Below are 23,818 nucleotides of genomic sequence, written 5' to 3'. Positions count from 1 at the left end.
TCATCGACTTCGACTTCCCTGGGAAGGGCGTTTTTACACGGCCAAGACCCAAAGCCGACGTTAGCCCTCCGGTACTCCGGCCAACCGCAGACCTTCATACATGCGCTCGCGCCCGGCAAGATAAGTCGGATTGTCGCTCGGAGTGTAGGCACGGAAACGGCGGACAGTGAAGCCGGGGTTCAGCGTAGGACCCTCTCGCGCCGCTGCCTGCGCTTCTTTCAAAAGGCCGAGCCACGCGAGAGAAGCGGCGAGATAGAAATGCGCCATCGGCTGATTTGGATTGGCCTCGATGCTCCGGCGGAACCACACCACTGCTTCCGCGTCGGCACCGAGACGCGCTCTAAGCACGCCGACACCGTGCATCCAGCGGAATGCTCCGATATCGCGGGGCGAGAGGCGGAGCGCCTCGTTGATGTGGGCCTCCGTTTCCGCGCCGCGACCGAGAAAAAACTTCGCCCAGCCGATGAAAACGTGAGCGTCGGCCATATTTCGATCTAACGCCAGCGCCTGCTCACATTCGGCGATGCCCTGGGTCGCGCGGTTTGTATAGATGTGCACGACGCCCAGAGCTAAGTGCGCCCATGCGAAATCTGGGGCAAGGGAAAGAGCCTTGGTCAAAGCTGCTTCCACGGCTGCAAATCTCGCGGCCCGATCATCGGTGAGGAAAGCAACGCCAATTGACAAATCAACTACAGCCGCGCCGACCAGCGCATCGACATTGCCGGGATCAAGCGCCAACGCACGCTCGAAAAAATCATGCGCTTTCGTCAAATTCTCGGACGTTTGCCCCTTGTTGAAGTTCGCCCTGCCTTGGAAGATCAGGTCAATTGCATCAGGATGCAGCGCATTCTCTGCTCGCCTTGCCTCAGCGGTCATGAGCTGGGCATTTAACGTATTAGCAAGTCTGGAGACAATTTCGTCCTGCATATCGAACAGATCGGTGATAGGCTTGTCGAAACGTTCGGCCCACAAATGATTGGCGGTTTGGGCATCGACAAGCTGCACGTTCACCCGGAGCCGGTTGCCGCTACGCTGTACTGAACTCTCAAGGACGTAACGGATGTTCAGTTCACGACCGATCTTCTTGAGACCAACCGCTTTGCCCCTATAGGTAAACGCGGTGTGTCGGCCGATCACGAATGAACCCGACATGCGCGACAAGTCCGTGGTCAGGCTTTCCGTTACACCATCGACGAAGTTGTCTTGCTCGGTATCACCGCTAAGGTTGGTGAAGGGCAGCACAACAATGGAAAGACGAGGCGGTGAAAAGGCGCCCGAGCTGGCGAGTTCAGCCTCTTTCGAGCTAGGTCTATTGCGGACGAAGGCATAGGCCCGAACCGGGCGGGCGATATTTTTGAGGTTCTGCTCTCCTAGATCGGCGAACTCGACTGCCACCTTGCCTCGGACTTGATCGTATGCAGCAGAAGATATGCAGATGCCGCCAGGTTCTGCGATGCTCTCAAGCCGTGCCGCAACGTTAACGCCGTCTCCAAAGATGTCATGGGGCTCGACGATTACGTCGCCAATGTTGACGCCTACGCGGAAGGCAATGCGCCTCTCCTCCGCATCATTAAACGTAAGTTTTGCAATATGATCTTGGAACTGAACAGCAGCCCGAACTGCTTCGACGGTGCTCGGAAACTCCGCTAAGAACCCGTCTCCGGTGTTCTTCACAATGCGGCCGCCGTGTTCGATAATCGCAGGCGAGACACTGCCCCTTAGGAGCCCCGTCAGTTTGGTATGGGTAGCCTCTTCGTCATCATGCATAAGCCGCGAGTAACCAGCCACGTCGGCGGCCAGTATTGCCGACAGCTTGCGCTCAACCCGGACTGGCCGCTCTTGTACCATGGCCGCTTATCCAACCTGGAGGCTATTGTACAACGGACCGGGCGGGATGCCCATCCAGGGCATTGTCGGTTATTGGCACTTTTGAGACATGCCGCCGCACGGTGACGATGTCTGATTGTTGGTGTAGAGCGGGTCGTCGGTACGCGGCCAAACCGACGCGAATGACCAACTCGGACATGAGCTATCCGGGGCGCCTCCCACAATTCGATCAGTATTGCTGACCAGTCGACGCCTTCTGAGAAAGCCGCGCGACTTTTTCTGCTGGTGTTGAGCGCAAAGGGGCGACCAGATATCCTTTCTCATTAGTATTCGAAGCCACTCTTCGAAACCCATTGAGGGATGTCCAACCATCCAAGGATCTCCAACATCGACGAGGGAGGGTCAACCATGAAGATCGTCGTGATCGGCGGCACCGGCTTGATCGGCTCGAAGACAGTCGCCATTCTGCGCCAAGGCGGCCACGAGGCCGTCGCCGCCTCGCCCAAAAGCGGGATCAACACCATCACCGGGGAGGGGCTCAAAGAAGCTTTGGCCGGCGCGCAGGTGGTGATCGACCTCGCCAATTCGCCCTCATTCGAAGACAAGGCAGTGCTGGAATTCTTCGAGACTTCCGGCCGTAACCTTCTCGCGGCGGAGGCCGCTGCCGGCGTCCAGCACCACGTCGCGCTCTCCATCGTCGGAACTGACCGGACGCCCGACAATGGCTATTTCCGCGCCAAGGTCGCCCAGGAGAAACTCATCGAGGCCTCCGGCATCCCCTACACCATCATCCGCGCGACGCAGTTCATGGAATTCCTCGGTACCATCGCCGCTTCAAGTGCGGATGGAAACATGGTCAGGCTCTCGCCCGGCTTGTTCCAACCAATCGCCTCGGACGACGTTGCTGCCATCGTTGCCGATGTTGCGCTCGCGGCGCCGCGAAGCGGCATCGTCGAAATCGCCGGCCCGGAACGAGCGCCGTTCAACGAAATCATAGCCCGCTATTTGAAGGCGGTCGGCGACCCGCGAGAGGTCGTGAGCGACCCTGAGGCCCGGTACTGGGGCGGCCGGGTCGAGGAGCACTCGCTCGTGCCGTTGGGCGAAGCGCGCCTCGGCCGCATCGGTTTCGACGAATGGCTCCGCCGCTCGCGGGCAGGAGCCTGATCCGTTTCGCAACCGAAGGAGGGCTCCATGAAACGCATCCTCTGTTCGCTGCTTGTCGCCACCCTGCCGTTCGGCAGCGTCCTCGCGGATGAGACGAAGTTTAAGAACGCCAAGGTGACCCTAGTGTACGAGCACGAACTGCCGAACGTGCCCGGCAAGAGTCTGCGTGCAGTGCTCGTCGAGTACGGGCCCGGCGGCGGATCGCCCTCCCATCGGCATCCTTCGTCGGCATTTATCTATGCGCGCGTGCTGGAGGGAGCGATCCGCAGCAAAGTAAACGAGGCGCCGGAGCGTACTTATCAAGCCGGCGAGAGCTGGATCGAGCAGCCGGGTGATCATCACCAGATTAGCCAGAATGCCAGTACCACGGCTCCGGCGAAGCTGTTTGCCATCTTCGTGGTCGACACAGGAGATCGTGAGATCGTAATTCCAGACAAGTAGTCGGGTCATCAGCGGCGGATCTCACTGCTATCGCTGACGGCTCGGCCGAACGCTTCATACAGCAGCCGATTTCGCCGAGAGCGCGCCGCTTCGCGCCGCCGCGTCCGAGCCAACAGGTCGGCACTTACAGCGTGAGGGGAAGGAAGTTCTCCAACTTCGGCGATGGGAGCCGTTCAACTCCGCACCGAGATCGGCGCGCTTTGGCTTAAGGTGCCGCCGACGCACGCGCCGACGAGTTGATGGAATAACCGAGGTCAACCCCACTCGGAATATCTCTTCCTGGCACGAAACAGACCTGCCTACCGGCGCTGACAATGTCCGTTGCTCGGGGTAGACCGGAAGTGGCTGGCCGAACGTCAAAGCGACGCAGTTGACCCTAAGGGGCAATTGGACTTGTTGATCTTAATCAAGATCGGCCTGAGACCCGCTCTTACCTTACGCTCCTGGCGTGAACTCGCTACCAGCCGGTTCATTCCAGAACCCATATGCAACTCAAGGGCGGACTCCAGCCCCGGGAGTCGAGACGACGGCGCAAAGAGCTGGAGCCGCAGCGGCGTCAGTGGGCACGCCGCGCGATTTTACGCCGTCCGACGGAGATCGTTCCTAGTGAGTGTTACGGCTTGCTCAGCCTGTCCGTATTCATCGATGTTCAAAGAGCGGCCGGACGTCGGCGCCGCAGTGACCGCATGCCCGACAGGTGAACTTGGGCTCGAGATCCGAAAGCTGAACGTCATCACCCCAGCGGCAGCGTCAACCGTTACTGAATGGCGCACCTGTAGTCGCCGCAGTAGACCAAGAGCCGGGTAGGGCCGGACTCCCGCATTTCTCCCAAGGTGATTTTTTGAGCGCGCTGCATGCGCCCAATTCTGCCGGGAATCGCACTCAGCTTGAATAGGCCATTCCGGTGGGTGAACCGTGGTGGTGCGGTAGTAAGGCCCGGCGCATGTCGTCCGGAACCTGTCGTGCGTCGGGCCACCTGGAATATTTCCATTGTCGCTATATGAACAAACTCCGACCTGAACCGTCTTATGTGGACGGAGATGGTCAATGGACCAGAGTAAGATCCCCGCGAGCTCGATCGATCATGACAAATGACGATACTCCCATGCTGACCGCGGACCCCGGGCAAAGGATCGACAACGCTGTGGATGCCATTCGCGGCATGTCCCAGGACCTGGCCGACGAAGTCGCGCCTCGTCCGGGGTGGCTCGACAGGTTGAGCACGGCGACGCGCGAGGCGCCTATCCAGTCATTGGCCATTGCATTCTTGATTGGGGTGCTGCTGACGCGCCGATAGCAGCAGCTTTACTCGGCGAAGCGGCATGGTTTCCTAGGTGCAGCATAGGGCGAGATCAGACGATTTGGGTGCATGCCGGAAGCGCCGTCCTGAAACGGTATGGTGCGCCAAACTATTGTGGGGCTCGGCCGACGCGCTGGAAAAAACACCTATCAGCAGGAAATGCGCCTAAACGCTTTGCCTACCCGAACTTCCCCCAGATGCACCAACGGCCTGCTGGCGCATGCCGAAGCGCGCGTTGACCGAAATTACTGGGCGGATGTGCCTTGGGACCTCGCTCCGATGAGCGAGCGCGTGCGATGAAGGGAAGCGACGGTTCCAATGTCGACCACAATACATTGCCGCCGACTTAGCTGTGGACAACCAGAATGTTTTGCTTGACCGTTACGCCGCTCAATAGCCCCGCAACAGTTTGGAGCGTTGTAAAATGAGTTTTACTGACGAACTGCTCGCATCGAAATTTGACGGCATTGAACGCGATATTGGAGACATCGTCCAAACTAGCAATCGCGCATTACCTTCAATCCATATCATTCCGAACGACGACCATCCGCTTCCGAAGGGCCCGTTGCCCGACTACGTCGAGCACAAGGAGGGCGTCAATCAGGTCGGCAGACTATCCGCCGAAGCGGTCGTTCGCGAATTCGATGCGGCCGTAAGGGAGATCGAAGCGCTCGGTGCCGAACTGACAGAGGCTGCCAAGAAGTGCGAGGCCACGGTTGCTGGCGTTCATACGACGGTCAGCGAGATCAAGGCATTAGCGGCAAGCTATCGCGAGGAGGGTAAGCGCTACTTCTTGCAGATCGAGGAGTGTTCGCTAACGACATCCGAAGTGCGCGCGGTCTGCGAAGCGCTCAAGAAAAAAATAACTAACGGCGCTATCGACGCCTGTTGAGACTATCCCGATCGCCAAAATCGCCAGGGCTAGAATGCGCATCAGAGCCTCCTTCGGAATTTACTCCATGCCTTGAGATCAAACAGGAAGGCGGTGTGGATGTGGCTTCGGACCAAGTTTCCTGCTGCTTATCCGTCCCCGCCCCCGACAGAAGAAGGGGCCATAGCTGATGCATAGGCCCTGGACACTCCGCGAGCCTCGCCGTAGGCAACGCGCACCCTAGACGCTTAGAGGCCGACTGACCGTCGTTTGTCGCGACGTTAGGGGTGGTAGCGTCGTTTCCTCAAAACGCACAGAGTGCCCGCTCTGAGTCACCTCATGCGCTATTCGGGGACGGCGGAGTGGTTCTCATAAGTGCATTCAGCTCGCTCAACTGAAACGCAAGCTGGTTTGCTCTCTGCTGCAGGAGCCCCATTTGTCGGTGCTGCAGCGCGGCTAGAACAAATATGCCGACCAGTAGCAGATCAGAGATTGGGTGATCAAATAGCCAGAGGATACTTTCCATAAGCGCCTCCCCTGAGACCCGGAGCCTAGCGGCATTGATCTTCAGGGTCTAGCATCGCCAAATTGTCCGGCATCATTGGTGACAGCGGCAGGCTGTGAAACTAGGACGAGTTTTTGCGCCGGCATTCGATTTGTGTGTGCAGCAGCGAGACGTCTCATGTCTATTGCCCCGCACTTCAACGACCCGAACACTGGCGACAGCTAGCCGAGGAATCGCGTGTGCTGGCCGAACAGATGAACGAAGAAGGTGCCAAGATAGGGATGCTCAGGCTCGCGCAAGACTATGAGCAAATGGCGTTAAGGGCTGCCATGCGCCTTGCTAACAAGACTGAATGACCTCATCGACCGCCGATAAACGAAAACGGCCCCAGCACTGGAAAGAAGCTGGGGCCGCCACTTTCTCCCGCTTTGTCTCCACTATCCCCCGGAGCGATGGAATCGGCGCTCGGCAAGCGGCCGACGCAGGGCTGAGAGGGCTCCACGGATGTTCTCGCGTTCTGTTCACTATTGGGCAGGCATTGCCACCCGTTCCCGCTTGTATCGATACGCCAGACGGGTACCCACTACCCTGTCCGGCTGTTTGACTTGTATGGCCTCGGCGCGGACCCCGGCGCTGGGGCCATTTTTATTCACGATAGACCTTATGACGGGCTACGCGGTCAGGATCGTCCGCCATCCTCATTAAATTTTCTTCAGTGCATTGAGGCTGAGCCTCTCTCCCATATCTCTGAAGTTTCTTTCGTGAGCGAGAATTCAAATGGTTTCATGATCGCCGGGGTGCGTCATGCGGAGTGAGTGGGAGCAAATGTCGATTGAGGAACTGTTCGAACTGCACCAACAGATGCAGTCAGTTCTCCGCGAAAAACTGCTCGCCAAAAGGGCAGCGCTGGAAGATCGATTTCATCAGCTCAACCAGCCGCGGAGCGATGCAGCAAGCGCGAAGCCCACTCGACGGGTAAAGCCGTCGACCTAACTAAACCGCCAATCGAGATTCGGTGTACGAGGCGGTGTCGCTCGGTGAAGGTCGGGGACGCCTTTGCGCCGTTGACGCTTGCAGCGCCTCTGCAATACGGACCGCTTCTCTGAGCTTTTGAAGTTTGGCCATGCGGTGGGAAAGATCGAGGTCTATCTGCGAGAGACGCTGCTCCGTTGAAATAAACTGATCCATCTTTTAATCCTCCTACCAACGCACCACTCAGAACTTTGCAGGTTATAGGTCTGCCCGCCTTGTTGGCGGGACATGTTCAGTCAGAAGATTTGTGGACAGGGTGGAGTAGGCGTCAATACGTGGCTGAAGAGAAGGCATTTTAAAAAACCCCTCACTAACCATTACTCATACTTCATTGTGAAGAGGGGGGACGGCGGCTTCAACAGGATTCGTCTAATTAGAGAGCCGCATCCGGAGTCTTACGGGCGCTTCAATTTGTGGGCAGAGCCTTTGCTACCTGACGCCCGGACCTGAGGTAGTGGGGTCACGTTATGTCGCTCTCCGCACCCTCGCTTGCGATCCTGGACGGTATCGATGTGCCGGCGCCGGGGCGCTCGTGTTCGGGGCAGGAAGGCCGGGCTACTCGGGTGAAGTCCCAAGCGGGAAGATGGACAAGGCGGGGGTGCCACTTCAAGAACCCCAGGACCCTGCACGGACCTCCGGGACCGGCCGGACCGGGCTGGGACTCCTTGGCGTGGCACCGCCTCGCCGACGGGCGCGGCGCCCGCAACCATGGGGCGAACGCAAGCTCAATGTCATCCAAATCCCGTAGGACTAGGCCCGCGGCTTCACGCTGGCGGGCCCGCCCTTTGTCAGCGGCCGTACAGACCGCGCCGCCCGTGGCGGCTATTCTGTAAGTCCCCCGGCTCCATGCCCCAAAGCCCCTAGCTGGGGGTATCTCCAGTGTCGGCCGCCCCGGCGCGTTGAGTATTGCCGGGGCCGATCGATTCAGCGCGGTGCGCACAGGATGTTTCCAGGGATGGGCCCGCACAGGGGCTGGCGAGCTTTCCGCGCTATGTTCACTATTGGGCAGATATGGTCACCTTTTTCCCGCTTTATTGGCCCGCCAGATGGTTTACCCACTATTCCACCTGGCAATTTCAAATGGGAATACTTTGGAGGGCCTCAGCGCACCGCCGCGCGCTGGGGCCATCTTTATATTCTGCGCCGATCACCTCTTGCTCAAGCGCCACGCCCTCCGGCTCAGTGCCGGTATCCATCCTTATCGAGCACCGTCTTGAAGCCGGACGGCAGCCGAGGCCGCTCGCCTTCGGCCGGCGAATTGCAGGTCGGGCAGGGAGCACCAGCACCGCCGCAGCCGCAGGCGTGCTCACGTTCCCATGGTTGGTCCGGATGGTTCTCACAGGCCCAGCCGCTTCCTTCGCAGAGCAAGCATTTCAGCAGGCGATCCTGTACGCCTTGGCTCTCTTCACCCTTGGCGTGAAATCTGGGTTCGGCTTGCCGGCGTTCAATGCGCGCAGCATTCCGATCCGCGCGTGCATCAGGAAATCGCGGTCTTCAGCGGCGCCGATCAGGCAATGAATAGCCGCTTGCCATTCGGGCCGGTTCTGTTCGTCCTCTGGCAGCTTCGTGATGTAGTCGGCGGCTCAGCGTGAGCAGCTTCCGGCTGTCGGGAAATGGGACAGGATCCTCAAACGGGGTCGACCAGGGCAATACGCTACTCAGGCAATGATCTTGGGTGTTCCGCGCCAGAACACTCTGTTGCTAGGGACTTGCCAAGTCGTTCACGATTTGTACTATTTGGCCCGGTGAAGAGAGCCCGCGAAATCGAGTCCTTTTCAGGCGGCTTCGCCTTTACGACCAGCTCGGGCGCCGGGGCGAAGGGCTTTGCCGAATAATCCAAAGAGAATTGAAGGAGCGCTATGGGCCTAGATCACGTCCGTTCCGAAATCGACCACATGCGCGTCCAAGTCGGAAGGCAGCGTAAGGAGATCCTGCAGCTTCAGCGCGCCGGCATCGCCACAGCGGCGGCTGAGCTCTTGCTCGGTAGGATGCTGGCGAAGATTGAAGGTCTTTGCGCAGAGCGGGACCGGCTCAGGAAGGAGCAGGGCGGACCGACGATAGGTCGCGTGCTCGGTGGCGGAGCTGGTGATGCCAGAGCCGCTCAAATGGTACGACGAGAAGGCGGACAACTCGCCATGGATCAGGGCGCTTGCTGAAGTGCGCCAGCGGGCTGCGCGTGAAGGCTACTGTTATCAGCACGTCCAGGCGATCACAGTCGCGACGACCAGTACGCGGAGAAGGCGCTCGGCAACCGCGACTACTTTCTCAAAAAGCCCTACGGCGTCGGCTAGCTTGGAAAAAATCAAGCCGACGGCGCCACCTGAGCGGATGACCCCGACGACAAGGGAGGGTGTGCTGGCATTGCTTGCGCGCCCCATAGGTCCGTCTCAGGGAGATGAAATATCGGGGTAAGCAGTACGGCGTCGTCCTGAGCATCGGCGGGAAGTGGAAGTGCAGTCGCGCAATCTCGCTATATTTTATGCCGATCGCTACACAAAGGCATGCACATGAGCGCTATAGCGGGCGCCCGCCTTACTGCGGCAAATCCTTGCAGAGCTTAATCGCGACCATGACCGTCGACCCGATTGCGACTACCACCGGGCAGACAAACGGCAACTCCTCCAGCAGGCCGACAAGGACCACTCGGACACGGAGAGTTCTCTTCACATTCGCGAAACGCCAGCCTGCCACACCCATCGGACATCTCCGGTTTGGCCCCCCAGCAGCAGCGGTCTGATTTTCAATGCGAAGCGAGCCCCGTCTATTGCCAATTCGGGTGTTCCCAAGATCAAGGTGAAGGAACCCTTTAGTCATAGGGATGCGTTGCCAAGGCAGGTTCAAGAATGACGCGAGCAGATTGTGCCCGTCGTGACAGCCACGTGGCTTTGTTGGGACACCGCACACACCGTGGTCGCTGATGTGATCCGAAAGCTGGTCGCCTTGCTAGGAATATCGCTGCATGTGGAACTGGATGATGCTGGGGCTAGAGAGCAATCGCGTGATCGGACTGCGCATGGCGAAACTTATGCGCGGCGACAAAGCGGCTCAACGAGAAGCTCGGCGAATGGTGAGCGAAAAAATGCTTGCTGCGGCGAAGGCCGGTACAAGCCTGATGGCTGTCGCATCCGGAGATAAGATTATTGAGCAGTATCGAAGAAAGGTGGCGGCAAACGCCAAACGGCTCAGCCGCAAACGAACACGGCGCAAACGAAAATCACGCTGATCCTTCTGCAGGGCTTACTTGCTCTGCTGCTTGACCGCCCACAACCGATAAGCCTCGTCCTCGAACGGGTCCGGCTCTGTCGGCGGCGGCACCAGCTTCGCGCCCTCGCTGCGGAAATGATCGAGGCCACGGCCCATCTTTTCCCGGCCGTGATGTGTTGATCGAGGGCGAAATCGGGAATGGTCGGCACGAAGTCCTCAAGCAGCGACCGCATGCCGATCGCGGCAGCGAAGTGGCAGCCCGCGCGAGACTTCGGCGCGCGGCACATCAGGTGCATCAGGGTGTGGTCTGAGACAGACTTCACCGATGACTTGAAACAGATCGGCGTGCCCGTGCTCGTGATGCATGGTGACGACGACCAGGTCGTTCCCATCGCGGAATCCGCGCTGCTTTCCGTCGAGCTGCTCAAGCAGGGTGAACTCAGGGTCTACAAGGGATACCCGCACGGCATGCTCACCACCCATGCCGACGCGAGCTGAACGCGGATATTCTTGCCTTTATCCGGAAATAGCGTCCTGGCTGCCATCCCCGACGGCTTTTGATTCAAAGGAAAGTCCCATGAGCTCCGACAGTGAAGCCGCCAGGATCGACTATGATTCGATCCTGAAGGCCAATGCAACCCAGGTGTTCAGCCAACGAGACGCGGTCACGCGGCGTCAAGCGCTCGAGCGGCTTGGGTATCAGACGGTGTTCTTTACGAGGAGGGCCACGTCGTCACCGGGCTTGACGCCATATCGAACGCGGTTGGCGCTCTTCTCGACACGCTACCGCCGGGAATGGCCTTCGCGCCGATCGGGCTCGCCGTCGGTCACCACGGTTTGGGGCGGCTGAGGTGGCGCGCCGTTGACGACAAGGGGCAGCCCGCGCCCGTTTCCGGCACCGACGTCGCCTTCTTCCGGGACGGCAGGATTGAGCGGCTATACGTGCTGCTCGATCCAGCCGAGTAAGATTAGCACCGACGTTGAGAGGCGCCTGCGCGCGCTGGAGGATGAAGCAGAAATCCATCGCCTCGCAGCGCGCTTTAGCGACACTGTCAACGAGCGCGACATCGCCGCCTTCGCGCGGCTGTGGGCGACGGACGGGGCCGTCTGGAATATCGGCCGCCCCTTCCGTCGTCCGCCAGCGGAAGGGACGCAATCGTCGGCATGCTCGAGGGCCTCTATAAGATCGAGCGCTATTTCATGCAGATGACGCATTCGGGCGTGGTGGTCCTCGACGGAGATCGTGCGACGGCGAGATTTGTCGTCCGCGAACACGGCCGTGGCGAAGGCACCTATTACGAGAACCTCGCTGTCTATAACGACGAGCTCATCCGGCAGGCTGACGGCTGGCGCTTCGCCACACGCAGCTACACGTATCGGTTTCTTGACCGAAAATCCTTCGACGATGAGGCGTTCGAGGTTGTGGTGGGAATGCGGACAAGACATCTCGATGAGCAACTCGATTTCCGCGCCACCTTTCGAGTGAGGGTGCTCGGTCGATAGGGCGCGCCCTGCCGGCTGAGCAGGCGCCCTATCCAACTCGGTCGATGCGACGGGTACCGGCCCGCAGCTAATGATAGGCGAGGATGCCGGAGAGCTTCTGGCCCAGCGGGGACCGCCAATCGACTGCCAGCTCGGAGATGAGCTGGTCGTGGGTGATGATGGTGGCTTCAACCTTCTCCATGCGGCGCAGCGCGATGTCGTCGCCGTACCTCGTGTAAGAGGCCGAGGCGTCCGCCGCGACCTGAACCTCATACCCCTCGTCGATCATATGGAGGACCGGGAAGAGGACGCAGATCTCGGTGGTGATGCCTGCGACGATGAGCTTCCTGCGACCGAGCGCCTTGACGGCGTTGTTGAAGTCCTCATGGTGCATCGCATTAACTATCCCGGGCCGCTTGATCCGCTTCTCATATGCCTCGGGCAATATCTCCTTGAGTTCGGAGATCAGCGGGCCCTGAACGTGGTCTTCCATGCAGGACCGGGATGCCGGATCCGGCAGCGATCTTGGCGAGCTTGATTGCATTCGCCTTGACCAAATTGATGTCGTGCGAGTGGGTCCACGACATCGTGCCGACCTGATGATCGACGGCCCTCATCGTGCAGAACGGCAATGCGTACGACGAAGGCTTGAAGGAATTCTGGGACCCGATCAAGGCCTACTGGGCCGATCACTCGGAGGAGCATCGCAAGGCGCTCAACAAGCTGGTGACGCCGGAGATCACCAAATTCCAGTACACCGATGGCGTCAGCGACGTGACCCGCGTTGCGCCCGACAATTGGGTACACGATCAGGCGCTTCTCGACCGTCCCGGCAACGCCGATATCTAGATGGACCTGTTCTACGACTACCGCACCAACCTGCCGCTCTATCCCAAGGTGCAGGCCTATTCCCGCAAGCATCAGCCACCGACACTGATCGTCTGGGGAAAGAACGACAAGATCTTCCCGGCCGACGGCGCGCATCCTTACAAGCGCGACCTGCCGAAGGTCGAGTTTCACCTGATCGACACCGGTCATTTCGCGCTCGAGGACAAGGCCGACGAAATGGTGCCTCTCATCCGCGATTTCCTCAACCGCAAGATTGCTTCGTGAGTTGATGAGCAACGAAGGCAGACTGTCCCGCAGGAAATTCATTGCTGCGTCCACGGGGCTCGCGGGGAGCGTGGTGGCCGGCCAAGCCGCTGCCGACTCTCTTGCCGACGTGCCGCCTCGCGAGGACGGCATCGACCTTAGCGGTCACAGCGAGCGGTCGAAGTACGTAAAGATCGCTCGTATCCCGGAAGCCCGTCCGGGCAAGCGCAACGTCGATCCAAGCGATGCGATCAATTCGAAGGCACCGCTCGACAAGCTGGTCGGCAGCATCACGCCGACCGATCTGCATTACGAACGCAGCCATTCGGGGGGCGCCGGATCTCGATCCCGCGAAGCACCGGTTGCTTGTGCATGGCATGGTCCGCAGGCCCCTGGTGCTCAACATCGATGACCTCAAGGCGATGCCGTCGATGTCACGCACAGTTTTCATCGAATGCACGGGGAATGGCTGGGAAAATTGGCACGAGGCCGATGAGAACCTCACTGTTCAAAACACCCACGGCCTCGTCAGCACCAACGAATGGACCGGTGTTCCCCTCAGGTTTCTGGTCGACCTGGTCGAAAAGGACCGCGGTTGCGTCGGGCATAAACGATTCCACTACTCTGCACAGGACCGGGCGGCGCCCCACGGCAGGGGGGCGTCGCCCGACTGCCGTCAGATCGTCACGCGGCTGCCGTCGAAGCGCGTGAAGGAGAAGCCGTCGAAGGGCTCGCGCAGCGTCGTGCGCTCGTCCCGCAGCATTCCGATCGCCACTTCCTCGCCGATAGCCATCGAGGCGGAAGCATCCGAACGCCAGTGGATGCCCGACCAGTTCCGTCCGAAGCCGAAATTCACCGCGAGCTTGTTCAACTCGCCGCCAACCGTGAGCGGCGGCCCGCTATAGGGCACGAGCTTCGTCGGGTCAGCCGGATCGGGCTGAACCGGGTTGGCGATGACGCGGCTCTCGTCGAAGAACGCCTTCAATATGGTAGCTGTGACAGCACCAACGCCCGTGGCGCCGCCGGGATAGGTGGAGTGAAGCGGCGCTCCCTCCGGATAGGTTTGTGACAGAAGATAGCTGCCGTACTTGGCTTTGCTGCGATCGAGGGCTTCCGATTTCAGGAAACTCTCATGCAACGGGTAATCGCTCACGCCATTGGCGAGGCGATGGTGCGCCAGGCCGCCATAGGCTTCCGGTCGCACGGCCCGGTGCACAAAATACTTCTGCCAGTAGGACGCACGGACGGAGTTACTGATCCCCGTGGTGAGCAGGGCCTGCACATAGGGCAACCCGAAGGTGCCCCCTCCAGGTCCCTGTGTCTTCGATTTCCGATACGGATTCGACGGATAGGACACGGGGTCCGCCGGTGGAAACATGCCGGTGTAGCGTGGGTCCGCTCCACCGCCGGGGGTGGCAAGCATCAGTGCTGCCGCCCACCCAAGTGCAGGAAGCGTGCGGACATACTCCGCGAGATCTCTTCCTGTCGTGATGAATCGCGGTGTCGTGTCGAACTGCAACCGGCGTTTCGATGCAGCGCCGTTCTGGATCGCCAGCCACTCGTCGTAGTCGGTCAGGAATTCGCTGGCGGGCAAGGCGGTGCGAATTTGAGCACTGATCCACTGTGCGGAATAGGGCACGTCCCGGAGCAGGAATTGCGAGATCAGCGGGCCATCCAGAACGCCTGGAGGCGTGACGGAGCGGCCCTTCGGGTCGGTCGGGTCGAAATAAAGCACATTGGCACGGAACAACGTACCGGGTGTGACCCGCCCACCGGACTTCGGTCCCCGGAAATCGGCAAGCTTGTTCAGTTCCTCGGTGGCTGCAAGCACGTCGCGATGGGAGGTGTCGTCGCGCAACTCGGTAAGCGGAACGTCACGAAGCAGGGATTGCCAATATACCTCGACCGCCTCGCCGCCGCGCTCCGCACTTGCAAGGGCCGGCGCCGGCGGTATCGCAATTTGGGTAGGGTTGATGCCGCTCAGGCTGACGGCCTGCGTGCCCAGGGGGTTGACTAGTTTGCGGGTGCCGCCGAGCGGGATTTTCTCGAAATCAGCTGCTTCGCCCGACTGGCAAGCGGCATAGAGCGCCTGCCACGCCGCCTGCTCCACTTCGCCGCGTTTGTCGTGCGGCAGGCCCCGTGTGTCGGAACCGATCTTGTTGGTGTAGCGCGCCTCATCGCCATTCGCCGGATGAGGCGGGATCGGAATTTTCTCGTTGTTGCTCGCGCAGGCCTGTCGGACTTCGAAGGCGCGGCGCTTGAACGCCGCGTCGAGCGGGCGCACGTCCACGCTCACGCCCACAGTCTGCGCCGCGGCCGGGGCTACTCCGGACATGCCCGGCGGAGACGCAAGTACGGCGGCGCCAACTGCGATGCCGGCCCCGCCGAGTAGCGAGCGGCGAGTGACTGCGGTGGTCGGCAGGGTCGGCGATGTCAGGTCAGATTCAGTCGAAATGGTGGGGTGGTCAGCCATGGAGATCTCCTCCCTCGCAGGCACCGCTCTGGAGGCCGCGCTTTCCGGATTCAAATGGCATCCGGGCGCGCTTACGCGCACCTGCGTTCGAATGCGAATGATGAAGGACCGGCGAAAAAGGAAGTCGGTGATTCGAGTGCAATGCTTGCCGATGGCACGACTGCTGTCCGTTCAGTCCCGAGAGGAATTCGGCATTTCCCGCCTGCGACGACAGCTATTCAAAGAGTACACGATCTCGTGCGTCCTGGAAAGACGTCTGATCTTTTGGACGACTTCCGCTTTGGGGGTCAATCGCGTCCTTCTACCGTGCGCTGACCACTTCCGGTTTGCCCCGATAAGCCGATAATTTCGGAGGCCTCTGGACTTCGCATTGGTGCCAGATTCGAAGTGGCCAACCGAGCCAGCGCGTCGGCCATCCGGTTGAACCTTCGCGCAGTGCCGATGACCCACAGAAACGGGTTTGGGGGAACGGAGGTTCCCATGACCAGTTCGAATGGACGCCGGCCGACACGCCTTTATCGATTGATCCTAACTCCCATGATGGGATTGAGTGCGGTTGCTCTTCTTGAGATTGGTACGGCCAATTCGCATGACCCGATGCGACCAGAACTCAATGCGTGGTTCAAGAGTCTCAAGAATAAGGTAGGCGAGCCGTGCTGCGACACCGGCGACGGCCAGCACGTGGAGGCCGAGTGGGATATGACGAAGGGCGGGTATAAAGTCTTATTGAAAGATCCGCATAGGCCAACCGAGCCGGGGCAATGGTTCGACGTGCCATACTCCGCCGTCATCGACCAGCCGAACCTCAGCGGCATCGCGATGGTTTGGTGGTCGCCGTCCTACACCGATGGAAGAATGACCCCTATATGGCGCTGCTTCATTCCGGGACCGGGGGGATGATCTGAGCAAACACGCCCGTAAGTCCGCTGTGGCTCCAAGGGCGGACCTAGCGGCACAGCTGCGGGAAGTCCGCTTTCCCCGCCTAACCGACATCACCGAGCACGAGCATCACGTCCGGAAAGTGCCCTCGGCCTAGGTGGGCATCCCATCCGATCTGTCGTACAATCGCAACTAGGTTGGATTGCGGGCCATGGTGCAAGAGCGGCCAGTCCGGGTCGAGCGCAGATTGTCGGCGATATTGGCCGCCGATGTGGCTGGCTATTCGCGGCTCATGCACAATGACGAAGAGGCTACGCACGCCAAACTGACAGCGCTCTTGGCGGACGTCGTTGTGCCAGCAATTGCCGAACACGGCGGACGTATCGTGAAGAACATCGGCGATGGGTTCTTGGCGGAGTTTACAAGCTCAGTTGAGGCGGTCCGAGCCGCTGTGCAGTTTCAGACCCGCATCAAGGAACTTACCATCAACGAGGAGGAAGACAGGCGCATTACCTTCCGCGTGGGCGTCAACATCGGCGACGTAATCGTCGAGCCCCATGACATATTTGGAGACGGCGTTAACATCGCGGCGCGGCTTGAGGGCATCGCAGAACCTGGCGGCATCTGCATCTCGTCTTCTGCCCACGATCAAGTATGGGGCAAGATCGGGGTTGAGTTCGCCGATCTGGGCGATCAGAACCTCAAAAACATCACTCGCCCCGTTCGGGCCTATGCCGTGGTCCAGGATGGGCTTGGCCCGACAACAAAGGGCAGCAGCACGACACCAATCCCACCCCCAGCACCACGCTTGTCCATGCTGGTGCTGCCGTTCGCGAACATCGGCGGCGATCCCGAGCAGGACTATTTCGTCGATGGCGTGACTGAGACCCTGACCACGGACCTTTCGCGCATCAGCGGCTCGTTCGTGATCGGACGGCACACCGCATTACCTACAGAGGCAAAGCGGTTGACCTCAAACAGATTGGCCGCGAGTTGAACGTCCGCTACGTCCTTGAGGGCTCGGTGCAGCGGTGCGGTAATCGGCTTCGGGTGAACGTGCAGCTGATCGACGCCGATGCCGGCAATCACCTATGGGCCGAGCGTTTCGACAAACCCGTCGCCGATCTGTTCGATATGCAGGACGAAATCGTCTCGCGGCTCGCTAACATGCTGAATACCCAACTCATTGAGGCTGAGGCGCGGCGAGCGGAGCGTTCGCTGCATCCCAATTCGATGGACCTGTATTTCCAAGGCATCGCTTGGTTCAACAAGGGAACAACCCCCGAATTCATGGCGCAGGCGCGCGAATTTTTCGAACGTGCCCTCGTGCTCGATCCCAAAAATATCGAGGCGCTAGTCGGGAGAGCAAATATCGATGCGACAATGGCCGTCGCCTTTTTAACTGACGACCCGCCCAGCGCCTCGCGGCGGCTAAGGCAGCGTTGAACAAGGCTCTGTCGCTGGCTCCGCAGCATGCCCTGGCGCACCTGCTGCTGGGCGTCGTCCAAATTTTTTCGAACCGCGCGGCTCAAGGCATAGCTGAATGCGAACGGGCGTTGGCGCTGGATCGCAATTTGGCCCATGCGCACGCTTGGATCGGTGTTGCCAAAATTTATACTGGTCGTGCCGCGGAAACCGAAAACCACGTCCATGAGGCGCTCCGGCTATCTCCTCGCGACACCTTCTCCTATCTTTGGCTACTGATCGCTGGCATAGCCAAGCTTCACCTTAATGCCGAAAGGGAAGCAGTGGCTTGGCTACGCCGTAGCATTGAAGCCAATCGAAATCATCCGCTCGGGCGATTCTGGCTCGCCGCCGCGTTGGCGCGGCTGGGCGCGCTGGATGAGGCAAAGGCCGCTGCGCGGGCGGCCCTTGCCCTTGATCCGGGCTTCATCATTCGCCGCATGCGCATCAGCGTACCGAGCGACAACCCGACCTATCTTGCCGCGCGAGAGCGCTTCTATGAGGGCATGCGCCTAGCTGGTGTGCCGGAGGGGTGATGTCGCTTATGGGTCCATTCGCGTCGTTTTGACGGTCGGCCAGCCACTTCCGGTCCATCCCGGATAGTGTTGCAAAAGTCGAAAGTTGCAGCCCAAATTTTTGGCGAAAACCTGAGGCGCAAAGAGATCGATGATTCGCATAGCCTGAGTCGCGCTACCGAAGTCGCCCATGAATTTGGCGCAAGGCGATGAGGTCCCTCAGATCATTACACGAAGAACGCGCCAGCGGCCCTCAGAATTTTTAACATCTCCTGCAAAACGACTTTTGCAACACAATCTCCCGATCAGCGGACATCCGCAGGGTATGTCGGCACGTCTCAAACGTGCCAACAACGGAAGTAGCCCTCTCACTTGATCACCCCGTCGGCGAGCGCGAGATGCGTCGGTGGGATCGTGACCGTGAGCGTCGTTCTCCGGGAGCCCTCACGAGCTCGCTCCGGGGGTGATCCGCGGGTTCCAGCGCTTCACGAGCCAAAAAAACGTGTCTCGCCCCATGGGGTGGGATAAAGTAGCTTTCTCATTCTGGTGCGACGGTCTGATCCGCGAGCGGTTCGACCGACGGCGCACGGCTAACGGAGCGGCCAACGTGACGACGGCTATAGCCAAGGGATGAGGCGGCCAAGTGTGCGGTGAATGGCATGGATATCTTTGCCTGGCTGCGCGGCCTCGGCCTGGAACGCTACGAGCAGGCATTCCGGGAAAACGCGATCGATGAGGCAATCCTGCCCAAGCTCACCGCCGAGGATCTCAGAGACCTCGGCGTGACTGCCGTCGGCCATCGCCGTATTCTCCTCGATGCCATCGCTGCCTTGCGAGCCGAAACTTTTCGCGACACGACCAAACATTCGGTCGAGCCCGATCGCTCTGCCGGCAAGGCTCCCGAAGCCGAACGCCGCCAGCTAACGGTCATGTTCGTCGATCTTATCGGTTCCACGGCATTGTCTGCGCGGCTCGATCCGGAAGAACTGCGCGACGTCATCGGCTCCTATCACCGTCGTTGCGCCGAGGTAATCACCAGGTCCGGCGGCTTTGTTGCCAAGTATCTTGGTGACGGCGTGCTGGCTTATTTCGGTTACCCGCAGGCACATGAGGAGGATGCCGAACAAGCGGTGCGCGCCGGCCTTGCCTTGATCGAGGCCGTGACGAGCCTCGATGCGGGCCAGGGGACCTCGTTGCGGGTGCGTGTCGGTATCGCCACGGGTCTCGTAGTCGTCGGTGATCTGCTCGGTGAGGGCGCCGCCCAGGAACAGGCGGTCATTGGTGAAACCCCTAATCTTGCGGCACGGCTACAGGGGCTTGCCGAACCGAACTCGGTTGTCATCGCAGACAACACGCGCCGTCTGCTTGGCGGCCTGTTTGATTATTGCGATCTGGGCACATTGCCGATCGCGGGAATTCACTATCCGGTGCGTGTCTGGCGGGTCGTGGGCGCGAGCCTGGTCGGCAGTCGGTTCGAGGCCCTACGCGCCGCCAGCACGCCGTTGATCGGTCGCGAGGAAGAGATCGCATTGTTGACGCGCCGCTGGGAGCGGGCCAAGGCCGGCGACGGTTCCGTCGTCCTGATCGTGGGTGAGCCAGGCATCGGCAAGTCGCGCATCGCACAAACCCTACTGGAGCAGTTGGGCGAGGAGCCGCACACGCGGTTGCGTTATTTCTGCTCGCCACATCATCAGAACAGTGCGCTCTATCCCAGCATCACCCAGCTCGAGCAGGCGGCCGGCTTTCGACGTGAGGATACGGCCGAGACCCGCTTGGATAAGCTTATTGCGGTGCTGGCTCTGGCTAACCAGGAGCTGAGCGAAGCTGTCCCGCTCTTGGCGGACTTGCTGTCGATACCGACCGGCGACCGCTACCTGCCGCTCAATTTCACGCCGCAGAAGCGCAAAGAGAAAACGCTTCATGTGCAACTTGCGCAGGTCGAAGGACTCGCGGCGCAGCAGCCGCTGCTGATGCTATGGGAAGACATCCACTGGAGCGACCCCACCACGCTGGAGTCGCTGGATCTGCTCATCGACCGCGCCGCGACGCTGCGGGTCCTGGTGATTCTCACATTTCGGCCGGAGTTCACGCCGCCCTGGGTCGGCCGTCCACATGTGACGTTGCTCAGTCTCAACCGCTTACCCCCTCGGCGCCGCGCCGAGATGATCGCGCAGGTCACCGGAGGCAAGACATTGCCCCCGGAGATTGCCGATCAGATCATTGATCGCACGGATGGCGTGCCGTTATTCATCGAGGAGCTGACCAAATCTGTCGTCGAGAGCGGATGGATAACCGACGCCGGCGACCATTACTCTGTGACCGGGCCGCTAGTTCCTTTGGCGATCCCGACGACGCTCCAGGCCTCGCTTCTGGCCCGGCTCGATCGATTGGCGCCCACTCGAGAAGTCGTGCAGATCGCAGCGACGCTCGGGCGTCAGTTTTCGCACGAGCTGATCAATGCAGTCGCGGAAATGTCGCAACCGCAGCTGGAGGGCGCTTTGGAGCAGCTCATACGCGCCGAGCTGGTGTTTCGGCGTGGGACGCCGCCTGATGCCACCTACACCTTTAAGCACGTGCTGGTCCAGGACGCCGCCTACAGCACCTTGCTGCGCCCCCGGCGGCAGCACCTGCATGGCCGGATTGCCATCACGCTGGAACGCCAGTTTCCGGAGATTGCAGCGGTTCAGCCTGAGCTGATGGCACAGCATTGTGCCAAGGCCGGCCTCGTTGAACAGGCAATCGGGTATTGGGACAAGGCTGGGCGCCTGGCGATCCAACGTTCGACGATGGCCGAGGCCGCTGCGCACTTTGGCAAGGCGCTCGAGTCGCTTTTGAGCCTACTACCGAAAAGTCCGCAGCGCCGGTCCAACGAACTTTCTCTTCAGCTCGCGCTTGCCGGAGCCCTGGTGGCCGCCAAGGGATGGGCATCGCCTGAGGCCGGTGAAGCATATGCCCGTGCCCGCGAGCTGTGCCGCGAGGCTCCGGAGGCGGCCCAGCTGGCCATAGCCATGAGCGGCGCCTGGTCGTTCTTGCACAATCACGGGGAGATCCGCGCCGCTCGTCAGCTGGCGGACGAGTTGGCGGTGCTTGCCGAAGGCCGAAATGACAGCGACACGAAGCTGTTGACTGACCGGAACTTGGGGATCAGCCACCTGTTTCTTGCCGAATTCAACCCTGCGCTTCGCCATCTGCGGCAGGCACTCAACATCTATCATCAGCTGGAGCACCGCCCCCCGAGGCTGGCACCCCACGACATTCGCGCTACCTGTGAGAGCTTCGTGGCCTGGACACTTCTACTTCTGGGCCAAGCGGATCGGGCGCTGGCGCAAAGCCAACACGCGCTGGCCTGGGCGCGCGAGCTTTCGCAGCCTTACACATTGGCATTCGCGCTACACGTCAACTGTATCTTTCACCAACTTCGCGGCGATGGAGCGATCCTTAAGCAACGATCCGAGGAGCTGGTGGCACTTGCCACCGAGCACGGTTTTCCCCACTTCATCGGAACAGGGACCTGTTTCCGAGGATGGGCCACGCTCGCTCAAGGAGGATCCATCGAGGAGGCCATTACCGCGATGCGGCGGGGTCTGGCGACGAAGCGGGCGACGGGTGCCGAGATCAAGGTTCCTTACTATCTTGGTCTTCTGGCGGAAGCGCACAGGCGAGCGACCCGATCCGCTGAAGCGATCAGCCTGTTAAATGAAGCCCTGGAGGTGGTCGAGCGAACTGACGAGCGGTGGTACGAGGCGGAGCTGTATCGGCTCATGGCCGAGGCGCTGATCACCAAGTCAGATCGACGCGATGCCGAAGGCTGGCTGCGCCGCGCGCTTCACACAGCGCAGAAACAGGGCGCGAGGCTTTGGGAATTGCGTGCCGCTACCAGCATGACCCGCCTCTGGCGCGATCAAGGCAAGGGCACCGGCGCGCGCGACCTGCTCGCGCCGATCTACGGCAGCTTCACTGAAGGCTTCGATATGGATGACCTCAAAAAAGCCGGCGCGCTCCTTGCGGAGTTGGCCTAGCAAGACCCCGGCGTACAGGAAGGAATCTCCGTGATGCGCTCGAGCTTAACGTTCTACGCGGTTACTGCGCTCGTCGTTGCTGCGACGTCCGCGTACGCGTTGGAATCAAGCATGACGGTGCGGTCGCCACTATCACCTGGCGAACTCTGGAATAAGGTAGGTGATTTTTGCGCCATGAGCGAATGGGACCCTGCTGTTGAGCTGTGTGATCTCAGCGCTGACGGGAAGCGACGCACGACCGTGTTCTTTGGAGTGGTAGTCAGCGTTGTGGCGGCACTGGACGATTGGGATGAGGTCAATCGCAGCTATAACCGGTCGTGAGCAGCCGCGGCAACTCTTGGGTCGCTATTCGATCACCTCGTCGGCGCGGGCGAGCAGCATGTCGGGCACCGTAAGACCGAGTGCCTTTGCAGCCCTTAGATTGATGACGAGGTCGACCCGGGTGGGGAACTCAAAGGGTAAATCGGCCACGGGGGTGCCTTTGAGTATCTTGTACACGTAGGTCGCAGCGCGATAATTGCATGCCCGCAGATCAATTCCATAGCTAATGAGCCCGCCCGCATCCACGAGTTCGCGGTATCCATAAACGGTCGGGAGCCGAGTTGCCGCTGCGGCAGCGGCGATCTGAGCCCGATCCAAGAGTAAGAAGTTCGCCTGCAGAACGATGACGACATCAACGCGCTCCGCTTTAAACCTTCTGAACGTGGGTCAACATCCTCGGTCCTCTGAGTATCCCCACCGACGATCTTGATTTCAAGTGTCGCGGCGGTGGCGTTGATTTCGTCCCACTGCGGTGCTGCCTTGATGTCGGTCGTGTCATTTACGATACCAACTTTTTGCGCGCCGGGAACGATTTCCCGCGCGATCTCAAGCTGCTTGGCAGGCAGCCCACGCACGTAGGGCATGATGCCGGTCAGGTTGCCAGTTGGACGGCGAAGATCGGTTTCCGACAATCCAAGCGCGGTCAGGTTCGCCAACGCTGCAACAACGATCGGGATGGTTGATGTTGCCTGCTTGGCGGCAAGCGCATTGGCGCTGGCGGCGGCGAAAATGACATTAGGGCTGAGCTGAATCACCTCCCTCGCTACCTCTGGCAACTTCTCGGTAGACGCGGCAAGTCGGAACATTATGTCGAAATCGCGCCCCTCGATGTATCCGAGTTCCCGCAGCCCCTTCAAGAACGATGGCCAGGCTTCGTAACCTTTGCGCTGAGCTGGCGTACCCGATCCAAATGTGCCGATAACGGGCCGTTCCCTCGGAGTCTGGGCTCGTGCGACAGACGGCCACGCAATTGCTGCGCCGCCTAATAGCGTGACGAACTCGCGTCGTCTCATGTGTCCAGCCTGGGCCCAGGAGAGGGAGACTGTCGTGACAAATCATAGCACGCCAAGAGGGGCGGGGGCTACTTTCATTACGTCTGTTGGGTAGCCGTCGAGGTCTGTTTCGGGTCAAAAGCTCCGCTTCGCCTCTGCGTAAATCACTTCCGGTCTACCCTTGATTGTGTTGCAAAAGTCGTTTTGCAGGAGATGTTAAAAATTCTGAGGGCCGCT

General features: G+C 60.2%; 17 protein-coding genes and 5 pseudogenes. 15 read left to right on the top strand and 7 right to left on the bottom strand.

Annotated elements, in window-relative coordinates; all coding sequences use genetic code 11:
• Window positions 1-60 precede the first annotated feature (60 nt).
• Window positions 61-1,848 (bottom strand): adenylate/guanylate cyclase domain-containing protein, encoded by a 1,788-nt coding sequence (locus KJQ96_RS35395; RefSeq protein WP_213290812.1) that lies wholly within the window; start codon window positions 1,846-1,848, stop codon window positions 61-63.
• Between the two features lie 387 nt (window positions 1,849-2,235).
• On the opposite strand from KJQ96_RS35395, the gene KJQ96_RS35390 reads away from it, so the two are divergent.
• The 4 genes from KJQ96_RS35390 to KJQ96_RS35375 all read left to right on the top strand — a co-directional run bounded on the left by KJQ96_RS35390 (window position 2,236) and on the right by KJQ96_RS35375 (window position 5,624).
• Window positions 2,236-2,991, top strand: a complete 756-nt coding sequence (locus KJQ96_RS35390) for an SDR family oxidoreductase (protein ID WP_213290811.1) — start codon at window positions 2,236-2,238, stop codon at window positions 2,989-2,991.
• 27 nt (window positions 2,992-3,018) lie between these two features.
• A complete protein-coding gene (locus KJQ96_RS35385) occupies window positions 3,019-3,432 on the top strand; it encodes a cupin domain-containing protein (RefSeq protein ID WP_213290810.1) in 414 nt (137 codons plus the stop codon).
• A gap of 1,105 nt (window positions 3,433-4,537) precedes the next feature.
• Window positions 4,538-4,729, top strand: a complete 192-nt coding sequence (locus KJQ96_RS35380; RefSeq protein WP_213290809.1) for a hypothetical protein — start codon at window positions 4,538-4,540, stop codon at window positions 4,727-4,729.
• Between the two features lie 427 nt (window positions 4,730-5,156).
• The gene (locus tag KJQ96_RS35375) at window positions 5,157-5,624 is read left to right on the top strand and encodes a hypothetical protein (protein WP_249734922.1); all 468 of its coding nucleotides are present in this window, start codon (window positions 5,157-5,159) and stop codon (window positions 5,622-5,624) included.
• Window positions 5,625-7,101: 1,477 nt separating this feature from the next.
• Here KJQ96_RS35375 and KJQ96_RS35370 read toward each other — a convergent pair.
• The gene (locus KJQ96_RS35370; protein ID WP_213290808.1) at window positions 7,102-7,296 is read right to left on the bottom strand and encodes a hypothetical protein; all 195 of its coding nucleotides are present in this window, start codon (window positions 7,294-7,296) and stop codon (window positions 7,102-7,104) included.
• 2,803 nt (window positions 7,297-10,099) lie between these two features.
• On the opposite strand from KJQ96_RS35370, the gene KJQ96_RS35365 reads away from it, so the two are divergent.
• Entirely contained in the window at window positions 10,100-10,363 is a 264-nt protein-coding gene (locus KJQ96_RS35365) for a hypothetical protein (RefSeq protein ID WP_213290807.1), read from the top strand.
• A 14-nt stretch (window positions 10,364-10,377) separates the two neighbouring features.
• Here KJQ96_RS35365 and KJQ96_RS41560 read toward each other — a convergent pair whose 3' ends face one another.
• Window positions 10,378-10,500 (bottom strand): hypothetical protein, encoded by a 123-nt coding sequence (locus KJQ96_RS41560; protein WP_256441722.1) that lies wholly within the window; start codon window positions 10,498-10,500, stop codon window positions 10,378-10,380.
• A gap of 126 nt (window positions 10,501-10,626) precedes the next feature.
• On the opposite strand from KJQ96_RS41560, the pseudogene KJQ96_RS35360 reads away from it, so the two are divergent.
• The 3 genes and pseudogenes from KJQ96_RS35360 to KJQ96_RS35345 form a co-directional block, all read left to right on the top strand.
• Window positions 10,627-10,874, top strand: a pseudogene (locus KJQ96_RS35360) (alpha/beta fold hydrolase); the annotation flags it as partial.
• 47 nt (window positions 10,875-10,921) lie between these two features.
• On the top strand, window positions 10,922-11,194 hold the full coding sequence (locus KJQ96_RS35355; RefSeq protein ID WP_249734920.1) for a hypothetical protein: 273 nt from the start codon (window positions 10,922-10,924) through the stop codon (window positions 11,192-11,194).
• Between the two features lie 236 nt (window positions 11,195-11,430).
• Window positions 11,431-11,847: a nuclear transport factor 2 family protein gene (locus KJQ96_RS35345; RefSeq protein ID WP_309142521.1), complete on the top strand. Its 417-nt coding sequence runs from the start codon at window positions 11,431-11,433 to the stop codon at window positions 11,845-11,847.
• Window positions 11,848-11,914: 67 nt separating this feature from the next.
• Here the strand turns inward: KJQ96_RS35345 and KJQ96_RS35340 are convergent, their stop codons facing one another.
• Entirely contained in the window at window positions 11,915-12,319 is a 405-nt protein-coding gene (locus tag KJQ96_RS35340; RefSeq protein ID WP_375293242.1) for an isochorismatase family protein, read from the bottom strand.
• Between the two features lie 113 nt (window positions 12,320-12,432).
• Here KJQ96_RS35340 and KJQ96_RS35335 point away from each other — a divergent pair.
• From KJQ96_RS35335 to KJQ96_RS40815, 3 genes and pseudogenes are all read left to right on the top strand, one after another.
• Window positions 12,433-12,939, top strand: a pseudogene (locus tag KJQ96_RS35335) (alpha/beta fold hydrolase); the annotation flags it as partial.
• A 4-nt stretch (window positions 12,940-12,943) separates the two neighbouring features.
• Window positions 12,944-13,330, top strand: coding sequence for a hypothetical protein (locus tag KJQ96_RS35330; protein ID WP_249734919.1), 387 nt, complete (start codon window positions 12,944-12,946; stop codon window positions 13,328-13,330).
• Window positions 13,296-13,445: pseudogene (locus tag KJQ96_RS40815) on the top strand (molybdopterin-dependent oxidoreductase); the annotation flags it as partial. The gene KJQ96_RS35330 and the pseudogene KJQ96_RS40815, both read left to right, overlap by 35 nt.
• A 149-nt stretch (window positions 13,446-13,594) precedes the next feature.
• Here KJQ96_RS40815 and KJQ96_RS35325 read toward each other — a convergent pair.
• Window positions 13,595-15,391, bottom strand: a complete 1,797-nt coding sequence (locus KJQ96_RS35325) for a vanadium-dependent haloperoxidase (protein ID WP_213290804.1) — start codon at window positions 15,389-15,391, stop codon at window positions 13,595-13,597.
• Window positions 15,392-15,871: 480 nt separating this feature from the next.
• Here KJQ96_RS35325 and KJQ96_RS35320 point away from each other — a divergent pair, with 480 nt between their 5' ends.
• The 4 genes and pseudogenes from KJQ96_RS35320 to KJQ96_RS42345 all read left to right on the top strand — a co-directional run bounded on the left by KJQ96_RS35320 (window position 15,872) and on the right by KJQ96_RS42345 (window position 22,589).
• Window positions 15,872-16,291, top strand: a complete 420-nt coding sequence (locus KJQ96_RS35320) for a hypothetical protein (protein ID WP_156438808.1) — start codon at window positions 15,872-15,874, stop codon at window positions 16,289-16,291.
• 190 nt (window positions 16,292-16,481) lie between these two features.
• A pseudogene (locus KJQ96_RS35315) lies at window positions 16,482-18,270 on the top strand (adenylate/guanylate cyclase domain-containing protein).
• A gap of 638 nt (window positions 18,271-18,908) precedes the next feature.
• On the top strand, window positions 18,909-22,268 hold the full coding sequence (locus tag KJQ96_RS35310) for an adenylate/guanylate cyclase domain-containing protein (RefSeq protein WP_213290803.1): 3,360 nt from the start codon (window positions 18,909-18,911) through the stop codon (window positions 22,266-22,268).
• A 33-nt stretch (window positions 22,269-22,301) separates the two neighbouring features.
• On the top strand, window positions 22,302-22,589 hold the full coding sequence (locus tag KJQ96_RS42345; RefSeq protein ID WP_375293243.1) for an SRPBCC family protein: 288 nt from the start codon (window positions 22,302-22,304) through the stop codon (window positions 22,587-22,589).
• Window positions 22,590-22,613: 24 nt separating this feature from the next.
• Here KJQ96_RS42345 and KJQ96_RS42340 read toward each other — a convergent pair whose 3' ends face one another.
• On the bottom strand, window positions 22,614-22,907 hold the full coding sequence (locus KJQ96_RS42340) for an ABC transporter substrate binding protein (RefSeq protein WP_375293241.1): 294 nt from the start codon (window positions 22,905-22,907) through the stop codon (window positions 22,614-22,616).
• 80 nt (window positions 22,908-22,987) lie between these two features.
• Window positions 22,988-23,602: pseudogene (locus tag KJQ96_RS42335) on the bottom strand (ABC transporter substrate binding protein); the annotation flags it as partial.
• Window positions 23,603-23,818: the final 216 nt, after the last annotated feature.

The sequence above is a fragment of the Bradyrhizobium sp. sGM-13 genome, assembly GCF_018398875.1.
Classification (GTDB): Bacteria; Pseudomonadota; Alphaproteobacteria; order Rhizobiales; family Xanthobacteraceae; genus Bradyrhizobium.
Note: the sequence above shows the minus strand (reverse complement) of the source record. Positions and strands in the feature narration are given on the sequence as shown.